The sequence below is a fragment of the Micromonospora rubida genome, from assembly GCF_009908295.1.
Classification (GTDB): Bacteria; Actinomycetota; Actinomycetes; order Mycobacteriales; family Micromonosporaceae; genus Micromonospora; species Micromonospora rubida.
In genome coordinates this window covers 922,128-946,431 of the sequence record NZ_JAAALO010000003.1, presented here as the reverse complement: position 1 = coordinate 946,431, position 24,304 = coordinate 922,128, and the positions used below count along the sequence as shown (strand labels likewise).

24 protein-coding genes are annotated in these 24,304 nt (G+C 74.0%); 3 read left to right on the top strand and 21 right to left on the bottom strand.

The window, feature by feature from the left end; all coding sequences use genetic code 11:
- Positions 1-264: 264 nt before the first annotated feature.
- The 9 genes from rny to GVV04_RS13810 all read right to left on the bottom strand — a co-directional run bounded on the left by rny (position 265) and on the right by GVV04_RS13810 (position 10,227).
- On the bottom strand, positions 265-2,031 hold the full coding sequence (gene rny, locus GVV04_RS13850; RefSeq protein ID WP_161688168.1) for a ribonuclease Y: 1,767 nt from the start codon (positions 2,029-2,031) through the stop codon (positions 265-267).
- 810 nt (positions 2,032-2,841) lie between these two features.
- Positions 2,842-3,546: a 3-keto-5-aminohexanoate cleavage protein gene (locus tag GVV04_RS13845; RefSeq protein ID WP_161688167.1), complete on the bottom strand. Its 705-nt coding sequence runs from the start codon at positions 3,544-3,546 to the stop codon at positions 2,842-2,844.
- Positions 3,547-3,625: 79 nt separating this feature from the next.
- Positions 3,626-4,321 carry a regulatory protein RecX gene (locus GVV04_RS13840; protein WP_161688166.1) on the bottom strand — a complete coding sequence of 232 codons (696 nt, stop codon included), beginning with the start codon at positions 4,319-4,321 and terminating at the stop codon, positions 3,626-3,628.
- Positions 4,322-4,335: 14 nt separating this feature from the next.
- Complete coding sequence (gene recA / locus GVV04_RS13835) at positions 4,336-5,382, bottom strand: recombinase RecA (protein WP_161688165.1); 1,047 nt, start codon at positions 5,380-5,382, stop codon at positions 4,336-4,338.
- A 187-nt stretch (positions 5,383-5,569) separates the two neighbouring features.
- On the bottom strand, positions 5,570-5,770 hold the full coding sequence (locus GVV04_RS13830; RefSeq protein WP_161688164.1) for a DUF3046 domain-containing protein: 201 nt from the start codon (positions 5,768-5,770) through the stop codon (positions 5,570-5,572).
- Entirely contained in the window at positions 5,761-7,089 is a 1,329-nt protein-coding gene (locus GVV04_RS13825; RefSeq protein ID WP_161688163.1) for an MFS transporter, read from the bottom strand. Before GVV04_RS13825 ends, GVV04_RS13830 begins: the two co-directional genes overlap by 10 nt.
- A 234-nt stretch (positions 7,090-7,323) precedes the next feature.
- Positions 7,324-7,629 carry a hypothetical protein gene (locus tag GVV04_RS13820; RefSeq protein WP_161688161.1) on the bottom strand — a complete coding sequence of 102 codons (306 nt, stop codon included), beginning with the start codon at positions 7,627-7,629 and terminating at the stop codon, positions 7,324-7,326.
- Between the two features lie 189 nt (positions 7,630-7,818).
- Complete coding sequence (locus GVV04_RS13815; RefSeq protein WP_161688159.1) at positions 7,819-8,523, bottom strand: UdgX family uracil-DNA binding protein; 705 nt, start codon at positions 8,521-8,523, stop codon at positions 7,819-7,821.
- Between the two features lie 267 nt (positions 8,524-8,790).
- On the bottom strand, positions 8,791-10,227 hold the full coding sequence (locus tag GVV04_RS13810) for an aminotransferase class I/II-fold pyridoxal phosphate-dependent enzyme (RefSeq protein ID WP_161688157.1): 1,437 nt from the start codon (positions 10,225-10,227) through the stop codon (positions 8,791-8,793).
- 38 nt (positions 10,228-10,265) lie between these two features.
- Between GVV04_RS13810 and GVV04_RS13805 the strand changes: the two genes are divergently transcribed.
- Entirely contained in the window at positions 10,266-11,510 is a 1,245-nt protein-coding gene (locus GVV04_RS13805; protein WP_161688155.1) for a bifunctional pyridoxamine 5'-phosphate oxidase family protein/GNAT family N-acetyltransferase, read from the top strand.
- Complete coding sequence (leuE, locus tag GVV04_RS13800) at positions 11,507-12,175, top strand: leucine efflux protein LeuE (RefSeq protein ID WP_161688153.1); 669 nt, start codon at positions 11,507-11,509, stop codon at positions 12,173-12,175. Before GVV04_RS13805 ends, leuE begins: the two co-directional genes overlap by 4 nt.
- Before the next feature lie 25 nt (positions 12,176-12,200).
- On the opposite strand, the gene GVV04_RS13795 is transcribed toward leuE, so the two are convergent.
- The 11 genes from GVV04_RS13795 to GVV04_RS33945 form a co-directional block, all read right to left on the bottom strand.
- Entirely contained in the window at positions 12,201-13,130 is a 930-nt protein-coding gene (locus GVV04_RS13795) for a sporulation protein (RefSeq protein WP_161688151.1), read from the bottom strand.
- A gap of 186 nt (positions 13,131-13,316) precedes the next feature.
- The gene (locus GVV04_RS13790) at positions 13,317-14,384 is read right to left on the bottom strand and encodes a hemolysin family protein (RefSeq protein ID WP_161688149.1); all 1,068 of its coding nucleotides are present in this window, start codon (positions 14,382-14,384) and stop codon (positions 13,317-13,319) included.
- On the bottom strand, positions 14,381-15,757 hold the full coding sequence (locus GVV04_RS13785) for a hemolysin family protein (RefSeq protein ID WP_161688147.1): 1,377 nt from the start codon (positions 15,755-15,757) through the stop codon (positions 14,381-14,383). Before GVV04_RS13785 ends, GVV04_RS13790 begins: the two co-directional genes overlap by 4 nt.
- A gap of 142 nt (positions 15,758-15,899) precedes the next feature.
- Complete coding sequence (mnhG, locus tag GVV04_RS13780) at positions 15,900-16,238, bottom strand: monovalent cation/H(+) antiporter subunit G (protein WP_161688145.1); 339 nt, start codon at positions 16,236-16,238, stop codon at positions 15,900-15,902.
- Complete coding sequence (locus GVV04_RS13775) at positions 16,235-16,498, bottom strand: monovalent cation/H+ antiporter complex subunit F (protein WP_161688143.1); 264 nt, start codon at positions 16,496-16,498, stop codon at positions 16,235-16,237. Before GVV04_RS13775 ends, mnhG begins: the two co-directional genes overlap by 4 nt.
- On the bottom strand, positions 16,495-17,181 hold the full coding sequence (locus GVV04_RS13770; RefSeq protein WP_161688141.1) for a Na+/H+ antiporter subunit E: 687 nt from the start codon (positions 17,179-17,181) through the stop codon (positions 16,495-16,497). The genes GVV04_RS13775 and GVV04_RS13770 overlap by 4 nt, the downstream gene beginning before the upstream one ends.
- On the bottom strand, positions 17,178-18,692 hold the full coding sequence (locus GVV04_RS13765) for a Na+/H+ antiporter subunit D (protein WP_161688139.1): 1,515 nt from the start codon (positions 18,690-18,692) through the stop codon (positions 17,178-17,180). Before GVV04_RS13765 ends, GVV04_RS13770 begins: the two co-directional genes overlap by 4 nt.
- Positions 18,689-19,162, bottom strand: coding sequence for a Na(+)/H(+) antiporter subunit C (locus GVV04_RS13760; protein WP_161688137.1), 474 nt, complete (start codon positions 19,160-19,162; stop codon positions 18,689-18,691). Before GVV04_RS13760 ends, GVV04_RS13765 begins: the two co-directional genes overlap by 4 nt.
- Positions 19,159-22,002: a Na+/H+ antiporter subunit A gene (locus GVV04_RS13755; RefSeq protein WP_161688135.1), complete on the bottom strand. Its 2,844-nt coding sequence runs from the start codon at positions 22,000-22,002 to the stop codon at positions 19,159-19,161. Before GVV04_RS13755 ends, GVV04_RS13760 begins: the two co-directional genes overlap by 4 nt.
- Positions 22,003-22,099: 97 nt before the next feature.
- Complete coding sequence (locus GVV04_RS13750; RefSeq protein WP_161688133.1) at positions 22,100-22,378, bottom strand: hypothetical protein; 279 nt, start codon at positions 22,376-22,378, stop codon at positions 22,100-22,102.
- A 267-nt stretch (positions 22,379-22,645) separates the two neighbouring features.
- Positions 22,646-22,780: a hypothetical protein gene (locus tag GVV04_RS33945; protein WP_268926262.1), complete on the bottom strand. Its 135-nt coding sequence runs from the start codon at positions 22,778-22,780 to the stop codon at positions 22,646-22,648.
- 236 nt (positions 22,781-23,016) lie between these two features.
- Here GVV04_RS33945 and GVV04_RS13740 point away from each other — a divergent pair, with 236 nt between their 5' ends.
- Positions 23,017-23,436, top strand: coding sequence for a hypothetical protein (locus tag GVV04_RS13740; RefSeq protein WP_161688131.1), 420 nt, complete (start codon positions 23,017-23,019; stop codon positions 23,434-23,436).
- A gap of 348 nt (positions 23,437-23,784) precedes the next feature.
- Here GVV04_RS13740 and GVV04_RS13735 read toward each other — a convergent pair whose 3' ends face one another.
- Positions 23,785-24,198: a hypothetical protein gene (locus GVV04_RS13735; protein ID WP_235965990.1), complete on the bottom strand. Its 414-nt coding sequence runs from the start codon at positions 24,196-24,198 to the stop codon at positions 23,785-23,787.
- Positions 24,199-24,304 lie beyond the last annotated feature (106 nt).

The window sequence follows — 24,304 nt, the reverse complement described above, 5'->3', positions numbered from 1 at the left end:
GTTAAATTCTTCCCTCTAGAAGACATGCTCGTACCCCACTCATGATTGGACGATAGGATAGACGTTCCGCGCGGTTCGTAGATTCGCAGTCGAATCTATTCACTCCTTTGACCTTGCCGGCTCCGAGCAGTCTACGAATCGCATGAGTCGATGCCAATGAGTCATCACGCGGTTACAGAGAGAGCAGTCAGGGCGCTGCCTGGCAGCGGGCCGAGGACGAGCTGGCGCGGCTGTGGCTGTGGCGGGAGAACTCAGACAGGCCGGTCAGCGGGCGATCTCGGTGACCCGGGACTCGCGCACCACGGTCACCCGGATCTGACCCGGATAGGTCAGCTCCTCCTCGATCTGCTTGGCCACGTCCCGGGCCAGCACCGCCGCGCCGATGTCGTCGACGTCGTCGGGCTTCACCATCACCCGGACCTCCCGGCCCGCCTGCATGGCGAAGACCTTCTCGACGCCGATCTTCCCGGCCGCGATCTCCTCGATCCGCTCCAGCCGCTTGACGTACGCCTCCAGGCTCTCCCGCCGGGCCCCCGGCCGGCCGCCGGAGCAGGCGTCGGACGCCTGGGTGAGGACGGCCTCGACGGTCTGCGGCGGCACCTCGTTGTGGTGCGCCTCGATGGCGTGGACGACGTCCTCGCTCTCGCCGTACTTGCGGGCCAGGTCGGCACCGATGATGGCGTGACTGCCCTCCACCTCATGGGTGAGCGCCTTGCCGATGTCGTGCAGGAACGCCGACCGCTTGATCGTCGGCACGTCCAGCCGCAGCTCGGCGGCCATGATCCCGGCGATGTGCGCGGTCTCGACGAGATGCTTCAGCACGTTCTGGCCGTACGAGGTGCGGTAGCGCAGCCGGCCGAGCAGGGTGACCATCTCGTCGTGGATCTCGGTGATGCCGACCTCGACGAGGGCGTCCTCGGCCGCCCGGCGGCAGAGCTGCTCCACCTCCTGCCGGGCCAGGTCGTAGACCTCCTCGATCCGGTGCGGGTGGATCCGGCCGTCGAGCACCAGCTTCTCCAGGGTGACCCGGCCGACCTCGCGTCGCACCGGGTCGAAGCAGGAGAGCAGCACCGCCTCGGGGGTGTCGTCGATGATCAGGTTGACCCCGGTGACCGACTCGAAGGCGCGGATGTTGCGCCCCTCCCGGCCGATGATCCGCCCCTTCATCTCGTCCCCGGGCAGGTGCAGGACGCTGACCACGCTCTCGGCCGTCTGCTCGCTGGCCACCCGCTGGATGGCATCCACGACGATGTGCCGGGCGCGCTGCTCGGCGGTGCTGCGGGCGTCCGACTCGATGTCCCGGACCAGCAGGGCGGCCTCCCGCTTGGCCTGCGTCTCGATCGCCTCGATCAGCTCCGTGCGGGCGGCTTCGGCGGTCAGCCCGGCGACGCGCTCCAGCTCCCGCCGGCCCTGCTCCTCCGCCTCGGTCAGGGCCTGTTCCCGCTCGACCAGCGTGGACTCCCGGACGGCCAGGGCGGCGCTGGCGGCGGTGAGCTGCCGCTCCCGGCCGGCAAACCGCTCCACCTCCTCGGTGTGCAACCGCTCCCGCTCGTCCATCCGGGCGGCCCGCCGCTCCACCTCGGCGGCCTGTTCCCGGGTGGTCGCGGCGAGCACCGCCACCTCGCGTTCGCCGCTGCGCCGGGCCGCCGTGCGCAGTTGCTCGGCGTCCGCCTCGGCCTGCTTGTGGGCCCGTTCCAGGACGGTGTCCGCCTCGGCGCGGGCGCCGTCGAGCACCCGGCCGGCCTCTGAACGGGCCGCCTTCGCCTCGGCCTTCGCCGCGGCGGCCTCGGCGCGCGCCGCCGCGGCGGCGGACTTGGCGACGTCGATGGTGCTGTTCGCCTCGTCGGCGGCGCTCCGCAACGCGGCCAGGGACTGCTCCTGGCGGTCCTTCTCGGCCATGAAGGCCGGGTCCTCGGGGCGGGGGGCGGCGCTGATCCGGCGCATCGTGCGCAGCCCCACCAGCACCGCGCCGACGACCACGACGGCCAGCACCAGCACCACGGCGAGGATGACGACGTCGAAGGCGTTCACGGCCGCACCGCCACGGCGACGCGGGCCGAAACGAGCGGGCGGACCGGGACAAGCGGGCGGACCGAAACGAGCCGGCGGACCGGGACAAGCGGGCGGGCCCGGCCGCCGCTGGTGGCGGTGGCGGTGGCACCGCCGGTGGCGGAACTGCGGCGTGCCACCCGGGCGTCTTCCGGACAGGAGCCGGCGCAGACGGCTCGGGCGCGGGCGGCTCGGGCGCCGCCGGGTCGGGCGCCGCCAGGTCGGAGGCCACGGTGCGCGGCGCCGCAGCCGACCCCGTCGCCCATCGGTGTGCCGCGAGCGACGACCCTCTCGCCGGGACCACCGGTGTACCTGTGCCACCCCGCCATGGCCGCCTCCCCTGAACGTCGGCGCCGCAGTGCTCGTGCCATGGGCACGCGCGCTGCGGCTCTGAGACGCCCGACCTGAGCGGCTGGCCATGGGTAGCTCTCACCACCGGCGGTGCCCGCAGGCATCGTCGGCAGCCGGGTGCAGTTGTCGCACCAGCTCCGGTCCGGCCTGTCGGAGCTGGCACCGCAGGCCGGCGAGCCGGCCAAAGTGATGCCGTTCTGTTACGCGATCTATGTTGTGCGCTTAGCCTGCGCTGGTCGGGCAATGTGAGCCTGTATGGCGAGGCTAGGTCTCCGGGGGCCGTCTGGTCAAGGACTCATGATCAAACCCCCCGAACGGAGCGAAGTTGGAGGGTCACCGAACGCCGATCCGACGCCGGACACTGCCGGACAAAGGAGGCGTGGCGCGCCCGCCGTCGGGGCCTCGGCGCTGCTCGGCTCAGTGGGCTCCGCCCGCGAGGGCTCAGTGGGCTCCACCCGCGAGGGCCGCGGCGACCAGCGCGGCGTTGTCGGCGGCCCTCGTGCCGCCCGGCAGCACGAGGGTGTCCTCCAGCCCGATCCTGGTGTCGAGCCCGCGACCGACTGCCTCGGCGAGCACCGACCACACCGCCGGGCCCTCGGCGTGCAGCAGCACCGGCGGGCCACCGGGCGGCAGGGCTGCGAGGATGCCGGCCGCGTCGGCCAGCGCGTCCGCCGGATCGGGGGCCATGCACTCGACGAGGACCCGCAGGACCGGCACCCGCCAGCCCCGGTACGCCCGGACGGCGTCCAGGGTCCAGACGCCGGCCTCGACAGCCACGCCCCGCTCGACCAGCGCCGCCGCCACCTGCTCCGCGCCGGCCTCGTGCGCGTTGACCGACGCGAAGTCGGGCGGCACCCGCCAGGCCCGCACGGCGGCCACCCGGGCGGCCGGTTCCGCCTCGATCCACGCGCCGGTGCTCACGCCGACCGGCAGCCCGGGGCAGGCGGCGCGCAGCGCGGCGACCGCCGCGTCGACCGCCACCGGGTCGAGTGACTCCGCGCCTGCGGCGTCGCGTGGGTGGACGTGTACCGCCGCGACCCCGAGGGCGGCACAGCGGGCCGCGTCGGCGGCCAACTCGGCCGGGGTGACCGGCACGGCGGGGTGTTCGGCCCGGCTCCGGCCACCGTTGAGACACGCCTTCAACATCGATGCCACCTCCCCACCGATCACCTCTTGACGAACTACCCACCGCTCCGCCGAGCATCTCGCACGGTCGGCGCACCGGTCAGTCGAGGCTACGGCTGTCCCGGTCGACGTCGCCCTCCGCGTCGGCGAGCGCGTCGGCGTCGATCCGGTCGGCGAACTCCGCCGCCTCGGCGCTCTGCGCGGCGAGCGCGTCCTTCACCGCCCGGATCGCCACGCCGGGCGGATAGCCCTTGCGGGCGAGCATGCCGACCAGCCGCCGGAACACCGCGTCGGGCTCCCCCCGGGCGGTGCGCAGCTTCCGCTCGACCAGCACCCGGGCCGTCTCAGCCTCGGTCTCCTCGTCGAGCTCGCCGAGCGCCTCGCTGGCCACCTCGCCGTCCACGCCGCGCCGGCGCAGCTCGTTGGCGAGCGCCCGGCGGGCCAGCCCTCGGCCGGTGTGCCGGCTGGACACCCAGGCCCGAGCGAAGGCCGCGTCGTCGATGATGCCGACCTCGTCGTACCGGTCGAGAACTCCGGCGGAGACCTCCTCGGAGATCCCCCGCTTGGCGAGTGCGGCGGCCAGCTCGGCCCGGGTGCGCGGGCGCAGGGCGAGCTGGCGCAGGCAGATCTCCCGCGCCACCTCGGCCTCGTCCCGGGGCGGGGCCTGCCCGCCGGCCTCCGGGTCGGTCGCCGGGTCGGGGCGGCCACGCCGGGGACGGGGCGGAGTGTCGGCGTGGCCCGCACGGGGCGGGCCGGCATCCCAGCCCCGCCCCGTGCGGGCGCGTCGTCCTGCCACTGGTCAGCTACCGGTCAGAAGTCGACCGGCGGCAGCTCCGGGCCACCGGCGGCGTCGCCCGCGCCGACCCCGACGCCGAGCTTCTCGAGGATCTTCTTCTCGATCTCGGCCGCCACGTCCGGGTTCTCCCGGAGGAACTCGCGGGCCTTCTCCTTGCCCTGGCCGAGCTGGTCGCCGTCGTACGTGTACCAGGCGCCGGACTTGCGGATGATCGCCTGCTCCACGCCCACGTCGATGAGCGAGCCCTCGCGGGAGATGCCCTTGCCGTACATGATGTCGAACTCGGCCTGCTTGAACGGCGCGGCGACCTTGTTCTTCACGACCTTGACCCGGGTGCGGTTACCGACCACGTCGGTGCCGTCCTTGAGGCTCTCGATGCGACGCACGTCGAGCCGGACCGAGGCGTAGAACTTCAGCGCCCGGCCACCGGTCGTGGTCTCCGGGCTGCCGAACATGACCCCGATCTTCTCGCGGAGCTGGTTGATGAAGATCGCCGTGGTGCCGGTGTTGCTGAGCACACCGGTGATCTTCCGCAGCGCCTGGCTCATCAGCCGGGCCTGGAGGCCCACGTGGCTGTCGCCCATCTCGCCCTCGATCTCGGCGCGCGGCACCAGGGCCGCCACCGAGTCGATCACGATGATGTCGATCGCGCCGGAGCGGACCAGCATGTCCACGATCTCCAGCGCCTGCTCGCCGGTGTCCGGCTGGGAGACCAGCAGGGCATCGGTGTCGACGCCGAGGGCCTTCGCGTAGTCCGGGTCGAGCGCGTGCTCGGCGTCGACGAAGGCGGCGATGCCGCCGGCCCGCTGGGCGCTGGCCACCGCGTGCAGGGCCACCGTCGTCTTACCGCTGGATTCCGGACCGTAGATCTCGACGACCCGGCCGCGGGGCAGGCCGCCCACGCCGAGCGCCACATCGAGCGCGATGGAACCGGTCGTGATGACCGAGGTCTGGACGACCGGCCGCTCTCCCAGCCGCATCACCGAGCCCTTGCCGAACTGCTTGTCGATCTGGGCGAGAGCAAGGTCGAGCGCCTTCTCCCGGTCAGGACCTGTCGCCATCGTTGCCATCCCTGCCTTCGCCGGCGTCTTTGCTGCTGAGCTTCTCGTCACGCGGACACGCTAGGCGCTGGGTCCGACAGAACACCAGCCGACCGGCCGCGACCTGTGGACAAGCACCCCGCTGTGGACAATAGCCGAACAGGTGTACGACTCGGCAAGCGACACGCAGGCCGGAGGAAATGGCTGCTCAGCGTAGGCGCGCAGGCACCCGGTCGGGGTACGCGGCGACCACCGCACGCCACACCACGTGGGTCTGGTCACCCGATTTCAGCGCCTGCTCGATGGTCCGCCCACCGAGCTGGGACAGCACCTGGTCCGAGGCGATGCTGGCCGCGTAGCCCGGCCCGAACACCTCCTCCAGCCGGGTCCAGAAGTCGGTCAGTCGCACTGTCGGTCCTCCTCGTCCGGCGCCGGTACGGACGCCGGACGCAACGCTAGCGCCAGCAGGGGCACCGTCGCGATCGCCGCCAGCAGGGTGAGCATCGGATACCCGGCCACCTGCATGACGAACCCGCTCACCGCGCCGGCGGCGGCCCCGGCCAGGCCCATCGTCAGGTCGGAGAGCCCCTGCACGCTGGGCCGCACGGCGGCCGGCACCGACTCCGACAGCAGGGTGGACCCGGCCACCATCGTCCCGGACCAGCCCAAACCCAGCAGGACCAGACCGACCGAGAGCCCCGGCGTGTGGTGCCCGGAGACGCCCGCCACCGCGCAGGCGGCCAGCAGCACCGCCAGGCCGCCGAGGATCACCGGGCGTCGGCCGAGCCGGTCGGTGAGCCAGCCGACCACCGGGGAGAGGGCGTACATCCCGGCGATGTGCAGGCTGAGCACGACCCCGACCACCCCGAGCACGGCGGCGTCGGAGTGGTACTCGCCGAGGCGTACCGGGGTCATCGACATCACCGCGACCATCACCAGGTGGCCGACCGCGACGGCGGCGATGCCCAGCCGGGCCGCCGGCCGCGCGCGGACCACCCGCCAGGCCACCCGCATGCCCGCCCCGCGCCGACCGGTCGCCGCCGGCCTCCCGGCGGCCTCGGAGGCCTCTGGGGCCTCGGCCGCCGCGAGCCGGCGCGCGGTGAGCAGCGGGTCGGGCCGCAACAGCGCCAGCAGTACGCCGGCGGCGAGCGTGAACGCCACGGCGCTGAACGCGAACGGGCCGGCCAGCGGCGGCAGGCCCCAGCCGCGGGTGGTCCGGTCGGCGAGCGCGGCGAAGTTCGGCGCGGCCACCGCCCCGACCGTGGTGGCCCAGACGACCACGGAGAGCTGGCGGCCCCGGCGGGCCGGCTCGGCGAGGTCGACGGCCGTGTAGCGGGCCTGGAGATTGGCGGCCGTGCCGCCGCCGAACAGCAGCATGCCGAGGAAGAGCAGGGGCACCTGGCGGGTCACCGCGGCGAGCACCACCAGCACGCCCCCGGCGGCCCCGACCAGGTACGCGGTGACCAGGCCGGGCCGGCGGCCGTATCCCGTCATGATCCGGGTGACCGGGACGGCGAGCAGCGCGCCGCCCACCACCCCGGCGCTCTGTGCCAGGCCGGCGACCGCCGTGCCGGCGATCCGGGCGGCGAGCAGCGCCCCGACCGTGACACCGATGGTGACGCCGACGCCCCCGATGATCTGGGTCACGAAGAGCAGCCGCACCGTCCGGCGCTGGATCGGGGCGACGTCGATCCGGCTCGGGACCGGCGCGGTGAGGTCGGTGGCCATCAGGGCTCCTCGGGAAGGGGCGGCGGGCTCCCGGGTAAGGGGCGGTTGGGCTGCCGGTAAGGGGCGGTTGGGCTGCCCCATCTTTGCGCAGCCCCGCCCACGACGGCACCTGGGTCTGCCGCAGGCCGAACTTCCGACCGCCGTCACCAGGTCGCCGGGGCAGAAGCCGGGCGGCCACCGCTCACGCCGGGCGGCGGCGGTCGGCTCGGTGACGTACGGGCGCCTCCGCCGGCTTCACCACGTACGGCTTCGCCCCGCTTCCCCGACCGGCCTCGGCTGGACGCACCGCTCACGCCCCAGCGGCACCAGCCGCCGCTTTCCGCCGGCGGCCCGGGTCAGGCCCAGCCCGCCGACGGCGAGGACGGCGGCCAGCACCAGCCCGAACCGGACCCCCGCAGTTCCTCGGCGTCGGCGACGAGCCGCTGGCGGTGGCGGTGGCGGGGCGTCCACGACCGGGGCGAGCGCCGCCAGGACACCGAAGAGGAGCACGCCGCCGACCAGCGCGCCCCGGCGCACCACCCGTAGGCGTACCGCCAGCATGGAACGGGCGCGGCGAGCCGGATCAACGGAACGCCCCGGACGCGCTCGCGTGTCATGGCCGCCGCGACACCCAGCCCGTCGGCGATCCCGGATGGACGGTTGGCCGAATCTTGGACAGCTACCGGTCCCCGAGAACGGCAACTGTCCATGATCGACCTTGGAGACCGCCTGGGTGGATGGGGTGGTTGGTCAGGTGGGGAGGGCGTTGGCGGCGATGGTGAGGTCGGCGACCAGGCCGGCGTACGCGGCGTCCTGGTCGTCGGCGCGCAGCACGGCCGAGGGGTGGATGGTGGCCAGCATCCGGGCCGCCGGGGCGTCGGCCACCTTCCCGGCGGAGTCGACCGGCACCCGGGCGAAGTCCTCCGGGCGCTGGGCCGAGGCTGGCCACGGCATCAACGTGCCCCGCTGCCGGGTGACCCGGAACGCGGGGCCGAGCAGCGCCTTCGCGGCCGTCGCGCCGAGCACCACCACGACCTCCGGGCGCAGCCGGGCGAACTCGGCCACCAGCCAGGGCCGGCACGCCGTGACGTGCACCCGGTCCGGGGTCTGGTGGATGCGCCGCCTGCCGCGCAGCTCGAAACGGAAGTGCTTGACGGCGTTCGTCAGGTAGAGCTGGCTCGGGTCGAGCCCGGCGTCGTCGACCGCCCGGCGCAGCAGCCGGCCGGCCGGCCCGACGAACGGTAGCCCTCTCTGGTCCTCCATGTCGCCGGGCTGTTCGCCGACCAGCACCACCCGGGCGTCCTCGCCGCCGCGACCGAAGACGGTCTGGGTGGCGTCCCGGTACAGCTCGCAGCCCCGGCAGCCGCCTGCGGCGGCGCGCAGTTCGTCGATGGTGTCGGCCTGCGGCGGGATGAACTGCTGGGCCCCGGGCGCGGCCTCGGTCTCGTCGGTCATGGCGATCTTCTTACCCGTCGTCCCCGCGCCCCCGCCGGCACCCCCGTCCCCGCGCCCCCGCCGGCACCCCGCCCAACGCCCCTCGCTTTCCCCGCGCGCCCCCGCAGGCACCCCGCCCAACGCCCCTCGCTTTCCCCGCGCGCCCGCAGGCACCCCGCCCAACGCCCCTCGCTTTCACGGAAAGAGTGGTCATGGGACGCGGAATGGCCACGTTTTCCGTGAAAGTGCATGGTGGACGGGGTGGGTGGGTGGGGTGGGTGGGGTGGGTTAGGCGGTGAAGCCCGGTGGGGGGGCGGGGTGGGCGGCGGCCGCCAGCGCGGCGGCCAGCGCCGGGATGTCGGGGGCGGCAAGCGTGGCGGGGGCGGTGGCGGCAAGCGTGGCGGGGGCGGGGGCGGCAAGCGTGGCGGGGGCGGGGGCGGTGGGGGTGGGGGTGGGGGTGGGGGTGGTGAGTGAGCTGATCGTGATCCGCAGGCCGGGGGCGGCGGCGATCCGGAAGAGCGCGCCAGGGGCCACCGCCCAGCCGGCGTCGCGCAACGCGGTGATGGCGCGGGTCTCGTCCGGCACGGGGAGCCAGACGTTGATGCCGGTGCGGCCGTGGCCGGTCAGTCCGTGGGCGGCCAGGGCAGCGAGCAGGTCGCCCCGGCGGCGTTCGTAGCTCTCGCCGGCCCGGTCCACCAGTGCGGCGGTGGCCGGGTCGCGCCAGAGCGCCAGCACGAGGCGTTGCAGCACGGTGGAGACCCAGCCGGCGCCGACCCGGGCCCGGCCGGCGACCCGGGCCACGGTGGCCTCGTCGCCGGCCAGCACCGCGAGCCGCAGGTCGGGGCCGTACGGCTTGCTGACCGACCGGACGAAGGCCCAGGTCGGGGTGGCCCCGGCGAGCGGGTGCAGCGGCACCCGGGCCAGCTCGGCGGCGTGGTCGTCCTCGATCAGCAGCAGGTCGTCGCGGCCGGCGAGCAGGGCGCGCAGCGCGGCGGCCCGGTCGGCGGAGACGGCCGCCCCGGTCGGGTTCTGTGCCCGGCTGGTCACCACCAGGGCCCGGGCCCCGGCGGCCAGGGCGGCCCGCACCCCGGCCTCGACCGGCCCGTCGTCGTCCACGGGGACGCCGATGGGGCGCAGCCCGAGCGCGGCGATCAGGTCCAGCAGGTTGGCCCAGCCCGGGTCCTCCACGGCGACCGCGTCGCCGGGGCGCAGGTGGGCGGCGAGCAGCCGTTCGATGCCGTCGAGCGCGCCCCCGGTCACGGTGACCTCGTCGGCGGGCACCCCGTCGGCGGCGAGCCGCTCCCGGGCCGCGTCGGCCAGTTCGGGCAGGACGCCGGCCGAGGCGTACCCGACGGGGGCGGCGAACTCGGTGGCGAGGGCGGCGAGGTGCGGGCCGAGCGGCGGTAGCAGCCGGGTGTCGGGCTCGCCGCAGGACAGGTCGCGGGCGCCGAGGGCTGGGCTCGGGCGCAGCGCCCGGCGGGTGGCCACCGGCGGCCGGGGGCGCACCCGGGTGCCGTGCCGGCCGGCGGTGGCGAGCAGGCCGCGCTGGCGCAGTTCCTGGTACGCGCGGGCGACCGTGGCCGGGCTGACCGCCAGTTCGGCGGCGAGGGCCCGCACCGGCGGCAGCGCGGCCCCGGCCGGCAGCTCGCCGGACCGGATGCCCGATTCCACGCTGGCCGAGATCTCGGCGGCCGTACCGCCGCTCACCTGATATTGTGCTGGCACAATTTTGGGATTGTACTAGAACAAAGGCGGGCTGTCGCATGTACCCACCCACGCCCCGGACCACCGCCACCCGCACCCCCGACCGGATGAGCTACGACCGGGCCGCCGCGCACGCGGTGCTCGACGAGGCTTACCACTGCGTGCTCGGGTTCACCGTGGACGGCGGGCCCCGGCTGCTGCCCACCCTGCACGTCCGGATCGACGACACCCTCTACCTGCACGGCTCCACCGGCAGCCGGCCGCTGCTCGCCGCCCGGGGCGACGGCCTGCCGGTCTGCGTCGCGGTGACCCTGCTCGACGGGCTGGTCTACGCCCGCTCGCAGTTCCACCACAGCGCCAACTACCGGTCGGTGGTCGCGCACGGCACCGCGCACCTGGTCACCGACGCCAGGGAGAAGGCCGCCGCGATGACCGCCCTGGTGGAGAAGGTCGCCGCCGGGCGCAGCGCGGACAGCCGGCCGCCGAGCCGCCGGGAGCTGGCCGAGACGGCCGTGCTGGCGCTGCCGCTGCGCGAGGTGTCCGTCCGGTCCCGCACCGGCGGGGTACGCGACGCCGAGACCGACCTGGACCTGCCGCACTGGGCCGGGGTGCTGCCGCTGGCGCTGACCGCCGGGCCACTTGAGCCGGCGCCCGGGATGACCGCGCCGGTGCCGGCGTACCTGCGGGCCGAGCGGTCACCGTGGCTGGAGCCGGTGGCCCTGCGGGGCGCGCACGTCGTGCTCGAACCGCTGGACCTCGCGCACGCCGACGAGCTGCACGCCGCCACCGCCGATCCGGAGGTGTGGCGGCACCTGGGCAGCCCGCAGCCGGCCGATCCGGCCGGGACGGCCGAGCTGATCCGGGCGGCGCTCGCGGCCCACCACCGGGGCGACCGGGTGCCCTGGGTCCAGCGGTGCGCGGTCACCGGGGCGGTGATCGGCACCACCTCCTTCTACGACGTCGACCCGGCGCTGCGGGCGGTGGCGATCGGGTACACGTACCTGGGTCGGCCCTGGTGGCGGACGGGGATCAACACCGAGGCGAAGCTGCTGCTGCTCACCCGCGCCTTCGAGGAGTTGGGCGCGGAGCGGGTGGTGTGGCACACCGACCTGCGCAACGAGCGCTCGCAGCGGGCCATCGAGCGGCTGGGCGCCACCCGGGAGGGGGTGCTGCGCCGGCACCGCATCCGACCCGACGGCTCCTGGCGGGACACCATCCAGTATTCGATGATCGCCGAGGAGTGGCCGAACGCACAGGCCGTGCTGCGGGAATTGCTTTCCTCCGCGCGGGCCCCGGCGCAATGATGTCGGGCATGCTGGGCATCACCGACATCTGGACGTACCTGCTGGGGACCGTGGCGATCGTCCTGCTCCCCGGCCCGAACTCACTCTTCGTGCTCTCCACCGCCGCCAAACGCGGGGTACGGACCGGCTATCGGGCCGCCGCCGGGGTGTTCGTCGGCGACTCGGTGCTGATGATCCTCTCCGCCGCCGGGGTGGCGTCGCTGCTCCAGGCGTACCCGCCGCTGTTCCTGGTGGTGAAGTACGTCGGCGCGGCGTACCTGGGGTGGGTCGGGCTGGCGATGCTGCGCGGCGCGTTGCGGCGCTGGCGGGGCCGCAACGACCCGGCCGCGCCGCGGCTGATCGACGCCGCCGAGCCGGCGGAGCTGCGCAGCCCGTTCCGGCGGGCGCTGGTGATCAGCCTGCTCAACCCGAAGGCGATCCTGTTCTTCATCTCGTTCTTCATCCAGTTCGTCGACCCCGGGTACGCCTGGCCGGCGCTGTCGTTCCTGCTGCTCGGGCTGATCGCCCAGGCGGCCAGCGTGCTGTACCTGACGATGCTGATCTTCGCGGGGACGTACCTGGCCGCCCAGTTCCGCCAGCGACGCAGGCTGGCCGTCGGGGCGACCACCGGGGTGGCCGCGCTCTTCCTCGGCTTCAGCATCAAGCTCGCCACCGCCTCGGTATAGGAAGCCCGGGGGGCAGCGCGCCGGCTCAGGTGCCGTCGCCGCCGCCCCCGCCACCGCCGATGCCCGCGCCGCCGGCGGTGCCACCCAGGCCGTAGCCCGGCCGGACCGGCTGGTCCGGCCGGCGGCTCACGTGCGCCGACTCGCTGATCCGGGCCGACCAGTGGCCGTGCGCCGCCGCCGCGGCGTGCCGGTTGATCGCGTGGCGCAGCCAGCCGTCCACCACGGCGACCCAGTCGGCCCGGTCCGCGCCGGCATGCCAGACCCGGAACCGGCTGATGCTCTGGTGGGTGACCCCGGCCAGGGAGAGTCGACGGTCGGCCCAGAGGATCACCTCCAGGCCTGCGGAGCTGGCCACGAAGATCACTTCCAGCTCGGTGATCGGGCCGGCGTAGAGCGGCGCGACCCACCAGCCGAGCCGCTGGTGCAGCGGCAGCGCCTGCTCCACCCCGGGCAGCCGGTCGGCGACCAGGCCGGCCTGGCGCAGGCTGAACCCGAGCGCGTCCAGGGCGGCTAGGACGTGCTGCTGGGTCGGCAGGGGGTGCACGAAGACCGGGACCATCGCGCCCTGCTCCAGGTCGACGTCGACCGACGCCTCGGTGCGCAGGCCCATCCGCAGGCTCATCAGCGGCACTCCGCCGAAGATCGTGACCGGGGTCTCCCAGGGCAGCGGCAGCGCGAAGTCGACCGCCCGCCGCCGCCCGGCCGGCACCACGAACGCCCCGGCGATCGACACCTGGTGGAACTGCACGAGCCGGCGGGGGGCGCCCGGGTCGTCCGGCTCGACCTGGGTGACCAGGCCGAGCCGGAGCCGCCGGACGGGTACGTCGTCGCGGCCGGCGTGCAGCGTCACCCGCCCGGGCAGCCGCAGCCCGGGGCGGGTGCTCGGGTTCGCCAGCGTGGTGTGCACCGCGAGCCCGGTCCGCCCGGACTCCGGCGACACCCCGGTCAGCCCCACGCCACTCCCCCCGTACCCCCTCGGTGGTGGCACGGTCTTTCCCCGTCGGCGGCCGGACAGTCCTGCGGGACAAGCGCGGACGCCGAGGGCCGGCCCGGCTGGTCGCCGGACCGGCCCCGGTCCTCCTCAGGCTCAGGCGGCAGCCCCGGACGGGGCCTCAACCCAGCCGGCGGCCCCTGGCGGGCCTCACCGCAGCCGGCGGCCCCGGGGCACCGGGTCGGTCTCGTCGTCGAACTCGCCGATGACCTCCTCCAGCAGGTCCTCCAGCGCCACGAAGCCGATCGGGCGGGTCGGTCCGCCGCCGTTGCGGACCAGGGCGAGCTGGGCCTGTTGGCCCTGCATCGCGGCCACCGCCTCCGTCACCGACGCCGTTCCCGGCAGCGTGAACGCGGCGCTCATCAGCTCGCCGGCGGTGGCCGCCCGGCCGGCGGTGGTGGCCCGCACGGCCTCCCGGACGTGCACCAGGCCGCACACCTCGCCGCCGGAGTCCAGCACCGCGAGCCGGGACCGGCCGCTGTCCCGGCAGACCTGCTCGATCCGCTCCGCCGGGTCGTCCCGGCGGACCGTGACGATCTGCTCGAACGGCTCCATCACCTGGGCGACCGTGGTGCCCTGGAGCTCCAGCATGCTGGTGAGCAACTGGTGCTGCTCGGCGCCGAGCAGCCCGTGCTCGCGGGACTGTTCCAGCAGGATGCGCAGCTCGGCCGGGCCGTGCACCTGGGCGAGCTGATCCTGCGGGTTGACCCGGACCAGCCGCAGGATCGCGTTGGTCAGGGCGTTGAGCAGCGACAACACCGGCCGGGCCACCCGGGCGAAGGCCCGGAACGGCAGCGCCAGCAGGGTCGCCGAGCGCTCCGCGTCGGTGATCGCCCAGGACTTCGGGGCCATCTCGCCGACCACCAGGTGCAGGAAGGTGACCAGGGCCAGGGCGAACACCAGGGCGACGATGTGGCTGGCCGCCGCAGGCAGGCCCACGGCGTGCAGCAGCGGGCTGAGCAGGCCCTCGATCGCCGGCTCGGCCAGCGCGCCCAGGCCCAGCGTGCACAGCGTGATGCCGAGCTGCGCGCCGGCCAGCATCAGGGACAGCTCGCGTACGCCGTCCAGGGCCGCGCGGGCCCCCCGGCCGCCGCCACCGGCGACGGCCTGTTCCAGCCGGTACCGCTTGCTGGCCACCAGCGCGAACTCGGCGGCCACGAAGAACGCGTTCAGCGCCAGCAGCACCACGGAGACGAGGAGCGCCACTCCCGGGCTCATGCCGCCTCCCCCTTGCCGCGCCGGCCGCCCGCCTCGCCGGCAACGGCCTCGGTGAGCCGGAGCCGCACCGAGTCGGCGACGTGCCGGTCCACCGCGAGCACCTCGACCAGGGCGTGCCGCTCGGTCTGGGCGTCGCCGTCGCCCATCAGGGCGATCTCCAGCCGGTCGCCCACCTCGGGCACCCGGCCCAGCTCGCGCATGACGAGCCCGGAGAGGGTGTCGTACTCGGGGGCCTCGGGCAGGTCGATGCCGGTGCTGTCGGCGACCTCGTCGATCCGCCAGCGGGCCGGCACCACCCAGGAGCCGTCGTCCTGCCGGGCGGGGGCGCGATCCGGCGGATCGTCCTCGTCCCGGATCGGGCCGACCAGTTCCTCGGCGATGTCCTCCAGCGTGATCACGCCGGCGAAGCCGCCGTACTCGTCGACCACGCAGGCGAGCTGCCGGTGCCCGACCCGGAGCCGGTCCAGCACCGTCGGCAGGGGCAGTGTCTCCGGCACCAGCAGCGGGGGGCCGGCAACCGCGCTGACCGGGGTGGTCGCGCGCTCGGCCGGGGGTACGGCCAGCACGTCGGCGATGCCGACGACGCCGACCAGGTCGTCGACGCCCTCGGTGCCGCGGACGGGGAACCGGGAGTGCCCGGTGTCGAGCAGCTCCACCACCCGGCTCAGCGGCTCGTGGGCCCGGACGGTGTGCACGTCGACCCGGGGCACCATGGCCTCCCCGGCGGTCAGCGTCCGGAAGTCGAGCCCCCGGTCGAGCAGGTCGGACATCTCGGCGTTCAGGTGCCCCTCCTCCCGGGACTCGGCGATGATCTGTTCGAGGTCCTTCGGGGTGGCGCCGCTGGGCAGCTCCTCGATCGGCTCGATGCCGATCCGGCGCAGCAGCCGGACGGCGGCCTTGTCGAAGAGCGTGATCACCGGCCCGGCGACCTTCAGGTACATCAGGGTGGACCGGCTCAACGCCCGGGCCAGTTGCTCGGCTCGGGCGATGGCCAGGTTCTTCGGGGCCAGCTCGCCGAGGACCATCTGCACGACGGTCGCGATGAGCAGGGCCAGCGCGACGGACAGCGGCAGGGCGACCCCGGTGGACACCCCGGCCACGTCGAGCAGCTCGGCCAGCCCCGCGCCCAGGTAGGGCTCGGCGGCGTAGCCGACCAGCAGGGCGGTCACCGTGATGCCGAGCTGCGCGCCGGAGAGCATGAAGGAGAGCCGGCCGGTCACCTCAAGGGCCCGGGCGGCGGCCTGGTCGCCGTCGTCGGCGAGCTGCTTGAGCCGCCCCCGGTCCACGGCGACGTAGCCGAACTCCTGGGCCACGAAGTAACCCGTGGCGGCGGTGAGAACGATGATGAGGACGAGTCCTACGACGATCAGCACGGGTTGCTCAGTGCTCCCGGGGCCGTCGGGACGGGAAGATGCCGGGCACGACCCGGCTGGCTACTGCTGCCCTCCTGGGCAGACGAGTCGATCATGTGGCCCATTTTATCGGCGGCGGCTGAGTGCCCGCTGAGGGACGCCCTCACCGCTCCTCGGCGAGTTCGTCCACGTCAAGCAGGGAGCGGTCGACCCGACCCGAGCGGTACGCGGCCCGGCCGACCATCTGGGCGGCGACCGGCGCGGTGGCCAACTGGAAGACCGCGACCAGGACGATCATGCCGATGTCGGACGTCGTGCGCAGCCGCAACGCCACCCCGGCGAGCAGCAGCAGCACGCCGAGCACCTGCGGCTTGGTGGCCGCGTGCATCCGGTCGAGCACGTCCGGGAAGCGCAGCACGCCGATCCCGGCGGCGAGGCTGAGCAGCCCGCCGGCGACCAGGCAGGCCGCACCCAGCCAGTCGGCGACCGTGCCCGCGCTCACGACTCCTCCCGGACGGCGAAGCGGACCAGGGCCACCGCGCCGACGAAGCCGAGCAGGGACAGCACCACGAGCACGGGCAGGGTGGTGGCGTGCCGGTTGACCGCCGCCTCCGCCCCGACCGCGCCGGCCATCGTGTTGAGCAGCACGTCGGCCGCGACCACGCGGTCCAGCAGCGAGGGGCCTCGGTACAGCCGGGTCAGCGCGAGCAGCGCGGTCACCGAGAAGAGCACGGTGAGCACGGCGGCGAGCAGGACGGTCACTGGTCTTGCCCCCTGTCGGTGGGAGGGTCGGGATCTGCGGCGGCGGGGGCGGGCACGTCCGGGGCGGGGGTGTCCAGCAGGCGGAGTTCGGTGGCGGAACCGATCGCGCGGACGATCCTGGCCTCGGTGGCGAGGACCCGGTCCCGGTTCTCGGGCAGGTCCGCCGGGCCGCGTACGTCGAGCACGTGCACGTAGAGCAGGCCGCGCTCCCGGTCGACATCGATGATCAGGGTGCCGGGGACCAGCGAGATCGCCTCTGCGGTCAGCGCCAGGTTCAGGTCGGTACGCACCCGTAGGCGTACCGCGATGATGGCGCCCCGGGGCAGGTAGCCGGGCTGCACGGCGACGCGGGCCACGTGGATGCTGGCGCTGACCAGTTCCGTGACGAACCGGCCCGCCAGCACGAGCAGCGCCCGGGGGCGCAGCCGGCCGCCGAAGGTGACCGGCGGCAGCGGGAAGAACACCAGCACGGCCAGGCCGACCAGCAGCCCGCCCAGCAGGTTGCCCCAGGAGAGCCGGCCCCAGAGCAGGTTCCAGACCCCGACCATCCAGGCGAGGGCCGTCAGCCGGTCCCGCCACCGCACGGCCCGGTTCCGGCTCCGGGCCGCCCGCCCGTCCCCGGGGGCCGTCCCGCCCGGGGGCTGCGGGTCGTCGGGGGAGGCCGGGCTGCGGGCACCGGTCACGGGGCGCCGCCGGGAAGCACGGCCCGCACGTACGGGGTGCGGGCCCGCAGGTCGGTGGCCGCGTCGGTGCTGACCCCGAACAGCGGACCGGCGGCGACGGTGAACACCAGCCCCAGCACCACCAGGGCGGCGGTGGCGCCGACCATCAGGGCGGGCAGCCGGACCGTCGGCTCGGTGGTGGCCAGCCGGGGCTCCCGCCAGAACGCGATGCTCCACACCCGGGACGCGGCGTAGAGGGTGACCAGGCTGGTGGCGGTGCCGGCGGCGACGAGCGCCCAGGGCAGCGGGCCGCCGATGGCCACCCCGGCCTGGAGCAGGCCCAGCTTGCCGAGGAACCCGGAGAACGGCGGGATGCCGGCGAGGTTCATCGCGGGCACGAAGAAGAGCACCGCGAGCAGCGGGGCGACCCGGGCCAGCCCGCCGAGCCGGCGCAGGTCGGTGCTGCCGGCCCGCTCCTCGATCAGCCCGGCGACCAGGAACAGCGTGGTCTGGATGGTGATGTGGTGCGCCACGTAGAAGATCGCCCCGGCCAGCCCGGCGACGGTGCTCAGCGCCACCCCGAAGATCATGTAGCCGATGTGGCTGACCAGCGTGAACGAGAAGATCCGCTTGATGTCCGACTGGGCGACCGCGCCGAGGATGCCGACCACCATGGTCAGCCCGGCCACCACCATCAGCAGCCCGGAGACCTGACCACCGGGGAAGAGCAGGGTCTCGGTGCGGATGATCGCGTACACGCCGACCTTGGTGAGCAGGCCGGCGAAGACCGCGGTGACCGGCGCGGGCGCGGTCGGGTAGCTGTCCGGCAGCCAGGCCGACAGCGGGAACACCGCCGCCTTGATCCCGAACGCCAGCAGCAGCATGAGCTGGAGGCAGAGCCGTACGTTGTCCGGCAGCGCGTCGAGCCGCTGGGCGAGCTGGGCCATGTTGAGGGTGCCGGTGGCCGCGTACACCAGGCCCACCCCGGCCAGGAAGATCATCGAGGACAGGATGCTGACCACCACGTACATCGACCCGGTCCGGATCCGGGCCTCCGTGCCGCCGAGCGTGATCAGCACGAAGCTCGCGGCCAGCAGGATCTCGAAGCCGACGAAGAGGTTGAACAGGTCGCCGGCGAGGAACGCGTTGGTCACGCCGGCGGTGAGCACCAGGTAGGTGGGGTGGTAGATGGCCAACGGGGCCGACTCGCCGGTCTCCCCCTGCCCCTGGCCGATCGAGTAGAGCAGCACGCACAGCGTGACCGCCGAGGAGACCACCACCATCAGCGCGGCGAGCTGGTCGGCCACCAGCACGATCCCCACGGGTGGGGGCCATCCGCCGATCCGCACCACCACCGGCCCGTGCCGGTACGCCTCGACCAGCAGCACCACGGCGACCACCAGGCTGGTGCTCAGCCCGACCACGCTGACGTCGCGTTGCAGCCGGGGCCGGTTCGCCAGCAGCAGGGTGAGCGCGGCGCCCAACAGGGGCACCACCACCGGCAGCGGCACGAGCGCCTGGTGACCCGTCACGGCTCCTCCGTCCGCCGCAGGCGGCGCAGGTGCGGCTCCGGGGCGACCTGCTCCGGGTCGCCGTCCGGCCCTTCGCCGCCGAGGTCGGGCGCGGGCAGCTCCCTGCGGGCGGCCAGCTCGGCGACCTGGCGGTCCTCCAGGTCGTCCTGCACCTCGTCGTTGCCGTCCAGATACCAGCTGCGGTACGCGACCGCGAGCAGGAACGCGGTGAGCCCGAAGGTGATCACGATGGCGGTGAGCACCATCGCCTGCGTCAGCGGGTCGCTCATCCGGTCGACGGGGCCGGTGCCGACCACCGGGGCCACACCGGACCGGCCACCGATCAGGACCAGCAGGTTCACCCCGTTGCCGAGCAGGATGATGCCGAGCAGGATGCGGGTCAGGCTGCGCTCCAGCAGCAGGGTGACGCCGGTGCCGGCGAGCACGCCGACGACCAACACCAGCACCAGGGTCGTCCCGGTTTCGTTCACCGCCGCTTCCCCTTCGGGTCGACGCCCAGCCCGCCCTCGCGCTGGCCGGCCGCCTCGATGTGCCGGTCGATCTCCGCGCCGAGGCTGCGCAGGATGTCCAGCATCAGGCCGACCACGATCAGATAGACGCCGACGTCGAAGAGGAGCGACGAGACGACGTGGAGGTCTCCGACGCCGGGCAGCGCAAGGTCGATCTTCACGCTCTCCAGCACGGACCGGCCGGCGACGAGGGCGGCCACGCCGGTGCCCACCGACACCGCCAGGCCCGCGCCGAGGATCGTGCCGGCGGAGACCGGGGCCGCCTCGGCCAGCTCGTACCGGCCGCCGGCCAGGTAGCGCACGACCAGGGCGAGGCTGGCCACCAGGCCGCCGGAGAAGCCGCCGCCCGGCGCGTTGTGGCCGGAGAAGAGCAGGAACAGGGAGAACAGCACGATGGTGTGGAAGAGCAGCCGGGTGACCACCTCGAAGACGATCGATCGGCGGTGCTCCCGCAGGGTCGGCCCGCCGCGCAGCCAGACCGGCCGCTGCGGCCCCGGGTGGCGGAGCGCCGCAGGGCGTCGGGGTCGGCGCGGGCGGGGACCGATCCGGGAGCGCTCGAAGATCAGGCTGGCCACCCCGGTCGCGGCCACCACCAGCACCGAGATCTCGCCCATGGTGTCCCAGGCCCGAATGTCGACCAGGGTCACGTTGACGACGTTGCGCCCGTACCCGGCGGCGACCGCCAGGTCCGGGAAGGCCAGCGAGATCGGCGGCGCGGTCCGGGCCCCGGCCGCGACCAGGGAGAACCCGCCGAGCACCACGCCGACGGCCACGCCGAGCGAGCGGCGTACCCAGCGACTGCGGCGCAGCGGACGGGCGGAGAACCGCTCGGGCAGCCGGCGCAGCACCAGCACGAAGACCGCGATGGTGGCGCTCTCCACCAGGAACTGGGTCAGCGCCAGGTCCGGCGCGCCGTGCAGGACGAACAGCATCGCGATGCCGTAGCCGGTGACCCCGACCAGCAGCATCGCGGTGAGCCGGCGGCGGGCGCCGACGGCCACCAGCGCGGCCACCGCGATGACCAGCCCCACCACCAGTTGCAGCGGGTTGTCCCAGAAGACGATCCCCTGCCGCCAGGGGCGCGCGGCCAGCATCGCCCCGCCGGGCACGACCACCAGGACGATCAGGATGGTGCCGAGGTACTGGGGCAGGGATCCACGCTGGGTGCCGCTGGTGACCTTGATGGCGAGCCGGTCGAACTGGTGGGTCAGCCACTCGTACCCCCGGGCGCCGTCCACCGGCGCGCGGACCCGCGCCACCACGGGGGCGAGCGGGCCGCGCAGCGCGAACAGCACCGCGCCGCCGCCGAGGGCCAGGGCCGAGAGGCCGAGCGCGGCGGTCGGGCCGTGCCACAGCGCGAGGCTCTCGTCGACCGGGCCGAGCAGTTCGGCGTACGGGCGCAGCAGGCGACCCAGCGGGCCGGCGAGCAGCCCGACGACGAGCCCGGCGACGGCCAGCAGTGCCGGCGGCCCCAGCATGGCGACGGGGACCGGGTCCGGCTCGACGGACGCGACGGGCGGCCGGTCGGCGAACGCGCCCCAGACGAAGCGGGCGCTGTAGGCGACGGTCAGCACGGTCCCGGCGACCAGCCCGGCGAGGACCAGCGGATGGTCGGTGAACGCCGCGAGCACGGCCTCCTTGGCGACGAAGCCGACCAGCGGGGGCACCCCGGCCATCGAGGCCGCGGCGAGCGTCCCGACCGTGGCCAGCAGGGGGGCGTGCCGGCGCAGCCCGGACAGCTCCCGCAGGTCCCGGGTGCCGGTGGTGTGGTCGATCGCGCCGACGACGAGGAAGAGCGCCGCCTTGAACAGCGCGTGGGCGAACAGCATGGCCGTGCCGGCCAGCGCGGCCTGCGGGGTGCCCGCCCCGAGGACCACGGTGAGCAGTCCGAGCTGGCTGACCGTGCCGTACGCCAGCAGTAGCTTCAGGTCGGTCTGGCGCAGCGCCGCCCACCCGCCGGCCAGCATGGTGAGCAGCCCGGCGGTGATCACCACGGGGCGCCACGGCCCGGCCGCCGCGAGCACCGGGGCGAGCAGCCCGAGCAGGTAGACGCCGGCCTTCACCATCGCCGCCGCGTGCAGGTACGCGCTGACCGGTGTGGGGGCGGCCATCGCCGCCGGCAGCCAGGAGCTGAACGGCAGCACCGCCGACTTGGTCAGCGCCCCGGCCAGCACCAGCAGCACGGCCGTGGCCAGGTAGCCGCCGTGCGGCAGGTCGGCCGCCGCGATGGTGGACCAGCGGTACCCGTCGGCGTGCCGGCCGAGCATCAGGAACCCGATCAGCATGGCCAGCCCGCCGAGGGTGGTCACCATGAGCGCCTGGGCGGCGGCCCAGCGGCTGGGCCGCCGCTCGGTGCTGTGCCCGATCAGCAGGTACGAGAAGATCGTGGTCAGCTCCCAGCAGACGTAGAGCAGCAGCAGGTCGTCGGAGAGCACCAGGCCGAGCATCGCGCCGGCGAACGCGACCAGCACGGCGGCGAACCGGGCCAGCCCCACCGACCCGGCGGAGAAGTACCGGGCGCTGTAGACCAGCACCAGCGCCCCCACGCCGCCGACGAGCAGGGTCATCAGCCAGGACAGGGTGGTCATCCGGAAGGCCAGCTCCAGCCGTAGCTGCGGCACCCAGGGGTACGTCTCGACCACCGCGCCGCCGTCGCGCACCGCAGGCGTGCGGGCCAGCGCCCAGCCGAACGCGGCGGCCGGCGCGAGCGCCAGCGGATAGCAGGCCCGCGGCCCCCACCACCGGACCAGCAGCGGCGCGACGAGCGCCGCCACGAGGTGGAGGATCAGCAGTACGAGCACCCGCGCTCCCGGTCGAGGTGGCAGCCGTGCGCGCCGAGGGAAGCGCCTATGAGCGATCAGACGCCAGTTCGCGGCTCTATGGGCGGTTTTGCCGGAATTAAGGGAGCGTTGGCGGGCGTTCGGTGCCGCGTGACTGGCGTGTCGGGGCCAGCCAGCCGAGGAACCGGGCGTGCATGGCGGTTTTGTCGGGGCGACCGCCGAGTCGGTACATGTCGTCCAGGGCGTCGTGCATCGAGGCGGCCAGATAGAAGGCGAGCGCGACGGTGTGGCCGTGGAACTCGGCGGCCAGGTCGAGCTGCGCCGCCGGGCAGGGCCACTGTCCGGCGCAGACCCGGCACAGCCAGGCGGGCCGCATCGGCAGGTGTCGGCGGGGCATCAGGACACCCGGGTGGGGCTCGCACGCCGGGCCGGCGTGGCTTGCCGCAGGGCTGCGGTGAGGGCGGGCCCGGCTACCGGTACGCCGACGAGCTGCCCACCGACCTGCCGCCCGCGCCGACGGACCCGACAGGTGTGCGCCCGGGGTGCGCTTCGCCATGCCCCGCCACCCGCAGCCGGCCCGCCTCCGCCCGCCCATGCCTCCCTCGCGGGTCGATCAAGAGGTTTACGTCGGGATTGGAGATCAAACCTGACGTAAACCTCTTGATCACCGCCACGTGGGGGGTGGGGGCAGTCCTTCGCGTAGTACGAACAGTTCGCGTTTGGCGACGGCGTCGCCTGCGGCGTTCAGCTCGTAGGCCTCGATCCATGTCCAGCCGTGGTACGTGTGCTGGTTCTTCATCTCGCGGATGACCCGTAACCCACCCCGCCTCCAGCCTCCAGCAAATTCAGGGAAAGAGTGGCCATTCCGTACGGAATGGCCACTCTTTCCCTGAATTTGCGAGGCGTGACCGGGTGGGCGCGGCGTGACCGAGTCTACGGTGATCGGCTTGACGAGCTGTGGGCTCGCGGCGCGGGTCAGGTGCAGTCCGTCGCCCGGTGACGACCGTTCCGGCCGTCATCGATGGAGGTGTGCAGATGATTCGGAAGAAGTCACGCTGGTTCGGGGCCGCGCTGATGGCGATGGCGCTCACGGTAACCGCCCTGGTGGCGTCCCCGGCCGCCGCCCAGGCGGCGGCAGGCTGGTATGCCGAGTCGTCCGACGATTACAGCGACGGCTATGGGTATGCGACGTGGAGCAACACCGGGCAGTACTCGTCGTTCCAGGTCTGCGACGCCGGGGCTGGTGACGCCCGCCGCGCCGTCGGCTACATCTGGTGGCAGGACGGAGGGACCATCGAACGGCATGCCGCTGGCGGCAGCGGCACCTGCTCCACACCGGTCAACGTCTACGTTCCGGCGGGCAAGTGGGTCTCGATGGAGGTGTGCGAACGAAAGGGGGCCGATGGCATCGACGAGAAGTGTGGCCCCCTGGTCCACGGCATCGCAGGTTCATAAGCCCGCCCGGGCCGGCCGGCGCTGTTCACCTCCGGCCGACCTGCCTGCCGTCTGGTGCTGGCCGGCCGCAGGACGGGACGGCATGGGCGGCAACTCCCGGGATATTTGCGCGATATATGGCATAGCAGAGGTTCGGCGGAACCGAGGCCCCCGGGCCTTCGCCGGGTCGGCTTGCCCTCCGTCGGCCCCTATGGAGCTGCCCCGTTTGTGCTGTCGATGGAGCGGGAGCGTGGACGGGGCAGCTCCGTAGCGGCCAGAGGGCAGGCCCCGACCGGGTGGGGGCATTCGTCAGGCCGCCGCCCGACTGCCCGGCGCACGGGGCGCGAGGGCGATCCCAGCTCGAAGAGTTCACCAGTTCGCACAGTGGTGCGGTCGGTGCTCGGGGCGGGTCTCGAACCGCAGGCGGGGGCCGCCCTCCAGCAGCGGGTCGCGGCGGTTCTCCACCAGCAGGTCGGGGCGGCCGAGCTGGAGCACGACCTTGTTGACCACGAGCTGGGCGGCGGCGAGGGACCGCACGGGCAACAGCCGCCCACGGCTCTCCCGCCGTAGGACGAAGTAGTGCACGGCGACGCGGACCTGCCCCCGGTCGGCCGCGCTGGACTGGGCGGTCTGCCGGACCAGCTCCCGAAGGCAGCTCGCGAGCTGCTCGGCCAGCTCCAACTCGGGGCCGTGCAGGCCGGCGCGGAGTGCGGCAAGATGGCTGTCGACCTTGCGAATGAGCACGTCGGCACCGAGCCCGGCACCTTGTTCCTCGACGGCCATCCGCTCTCCTCACCCCTAGCGTTGTGAGTGAAGTTACTTTAGGTTGCAGCGCACAATCAAGCAGTTAAGTAAGACTTAACAGAATAAACCGCACCTTCTACGGGCA

Coding starts and splice junctions, on each gene's coding strand:
- GVV04_RS13750 (WP_161688133.1), bottom strand. CDS start 22,378: ATGCCCCGCCGACACCTGCCGATGCGGCCCGCCTGGCTGTGCCGGGTC.
- GVV04_RS33945 (WP_268926262.1), bottom strand. CDS start 22,780: ATGAAGAACCAGCACACGTACCACGGCTGGACATGGATCGAGGCCTAC.
- GVV04_RS13735 (WP_235965990.1), bottom strand. CDS start 24,198: ATGGCCGTCGAGGAACAAGGTGCCGGGCTCGGTGCCGACGTGCTCATT.
- GVV04_RS13820 (WP_161688161.1), bottom strand. CDS start 7,629: ATGCTGGCGGTACGCCTACGGGTGGTGCGCCGGGGCGCGCTGGTCGGC.
- GVV04_RS13815 (WP_161688159.1), bottom strand. CDS start 8,523: ATGACCGACGAGACCGAGGCCGCGCCCGGGGCCCAGCAGTTCATCCCG.
- recA (WP_161688165.1), bottom strand. CDS start 5,382: ATGGCGACAGGTCCTGACCGGGAGAAGGCGCTCGACCTTGCTCTCGCC.
- GVV04_RS13790 (WP_161688149.1), bottom strand. CDS start 14,384: ATGAGCCCGGGAGTGGCGCTCCTCGTCTCCGTGGTGCTGCTGGCGCTG.
- leuE (WP_161688153.1), top strand. CDS start 11,507: ATGATGTCGGGCATGCTGGGCATCACCGACATCTGGACGTACCTGCTG.
- GVV04_RS13845 (WP_161688167.1), bottom strand. CDS start 3,546: ATGTTGAAGGCGTGTCTCAACGGTGGCCGGAGCCGGGCCGAACACCCC.
- GVV04_RS13805 (WP_161688155.1), top strand. CDS start 10,266: ATGTACCCACCCACGCCCCGGACCACCGCCACCCGCACCCCCGACCGG.
- GVV04_RS13740 (WP_161688131.1), top strand. CDS start 23,017: ATGATTCGGAAGAAGTCACGCTGGTTCGGGGCCGCGCTGATGGCGATG.
- GVV04_RS13825 (WP_161688163.1), bottom strand. CDS start 7,089: ATGGCCACCGACCTCACCGCGCCGGTCCCGAGCCGGATCGACGTCGCC.